General features: G+C 67.4%; 2 protein-coding genes. One reads left to right on the top strand and one right to left on the bottom strand.

From position 1 onward, the window contains the following. The coding region (locus tag AB4Y86_RS17945) for a sugar phosphate nucleotidyltransferase (protein WP_441403508.1) at positions 1–479 on the bottom strand (479 nt) is incomplete at its 3' end. A gap of 103 nt (positions 480–582) precedes the next feature. On the opposite strand from AB4Y86_RS17945, the gene glgA reads away from it, so the two are divergent. After that, positions 583–1,782, top strand: a complete 1,200-nt coding sequence (glgA, locus tag AB4Y86_RS17940) for a glycogen synthase (RefSeq protein WP_441403507.1) — start codon at positions 583–585, stop codon at positions 1,780–1,782. The last annotated feature ends 80 nt before the right edge of the window (positions 1,783–1,862 follow it).

Genomic DNA, 1,862 nt, shown 5'->3' with positions numbered 1-1,862 from the left:
GCCATGTTCAGCGGCTGGCGCACCGCGGCGACGGTGGCCTTGGCGCCGCTGGCGACGTGCTGCGCGACCATCTGCGCGAAATCCATGCGGTAAACGTGGTCCGCGCCAACGACGACGACGATGTCGGGGTTGGCGTCGTGGATCAGGTTCAAAGACTGGTAGATGGCGTTGGCACTGCCCAGGAACCAGCTCTTGCCTACGCGCTGCTGGGCCGGCACCGAGGCGACGTAGTTGCCGAGCTGCGTGGACATTCGCCACGTTTCGGAAATGTGCCGGTCGAGGCTGTGGGATTTGTACTGCGTCAGGACCACAATCTGCAGATACCGGGAATTCACCAGGTTGGAAAGGGCGAAATCAATGAGCCGATAACTCCCGGCGAACGGAACGGCCGGCTTGGCCCGGTCAGCCGTCAACGGCATCAGCCGATTACCCTCCCCACCTGCGAGGACAATTGCCAAAACTTTCTTCTGCTGCGGCATAGTGATCGCTCCTGAACGCCTTCGTTGCTCCCCAAAAACCGTCCGGTATGCCCGGACGTCTTCACACTAGAACAGATCAGCCTGAAGGACTACCTTGGGGTTTGTGCGAATAGACATTGTGACCAAGGAATTTCCGCCCGAAATCTATGGGGGCGCCGGCGTCCACGTGGCCGAACTCAGCCGGGTGCTGGCCAACAGGGTGGAGCTGCACGTGCGGGCGTTCGGTGCGCAGCGCGAACCCGACTACCACGGCGCCACCGTGACGTCCTACCCCGTGCCGGAGGACCTGGCCGGCGCCAACGCCGCCGTACAGACGCTCGGCGTGGACGTGAGGATCGTGCCGGACATCGCCGGTGCCGACCTGGTGCACTCCCACACCTGGTACGCCAACATGGCCGGGCACATCGCCTCGCTGCTGCACGGCATCCCGCACGTGCTCAGTGCCCACAGCCTGGAACCGCTGCGCCCCTGGAAGGCCGAACAGCTCGGCGGCGGCTACGCCCTGTCCTCCTGGGTGGAGAAGACCGCGTACGAGTCGGCCGCCGCSATCATCGCYGTCTCSGAGGGCATGCGSCAGGACATCCTGCGCAGCTACCCCGAGGTGGACCCGGCGAAGGTCCGCGTGGTGCACAACGGCATCGACGTGAGCCTCTGGAACCGTGATGAAGGCGAGGACGCCATCCGCGCCCTCGGGATCGACCCGGCGCTRCCGAGCGTCGTCTTCGTCGGCCGGAACACGCGGCAGAAGGGTGTGCCGTACCTGCTGCGGGCCGCCGCCAAACTCCCCGCGGATGTGCAGCTGGTGCTGTGCCTCGGCGCGGCGGATACCCCCGAGCTTGCGGCCGAGACGGCCCGGCTGATCGAGGAGCTGCAGTCCCAGCGCAGCGGTGTGATCCTGGTGGAGCGGATGCTGCCGCGCCACGAGCTGATCCAGGTCCTCAGCCACGCCACGGCGTTCGCCTGCCCGTCCATCTACGAACCGCTCGGAATCGTGAACCTGGAGGCCATGGCCTGCGGCGCCGCGGTGGTGGCCAGCGCCACTGGCGGTATCCCGGAGGTGGTCCAGCACGGCGAAACCGGCCTGCTCGTGCAGCTTGAGCAGGTCACCGACGGCACCGGTACCCCGCTGGATCCGGAGAAGTTCGTCACCGAGTTTGCCGCGGCCCTGACCGAGGTGGTTTCCGACCCGGAGCGCGCCCGCGCCATGGGCCGGGCCGGCCGCCGCCGGGCCGAGGAGCACTTCTCCTGGGAATCCATCACCGAGACCACCCTCGAGGTCTACCGCTCGGTGCTGCCGCACTAGCGGCGCGTCCTTCCGGACCGCCGGACGATCAAGGGCCCGGAAACGACGACGGCGCCGCCCCCCGAGCAGGGGGCGGCGCC

It is taken from the genome of Arthrobacter sp. 2YAF22_2, assembly GCF_052114645.1.
Lineage (GTDB): Bacteria > Actinomycetota > Actinomycetes > Actinomycetales > Micrococcaceae > Arthrobacter.
The sequence above is the reverse complement of the archived record's forward strand: the minus strand, read 5'-3'. Positions and strand labels throughout refer to the sequence as shown.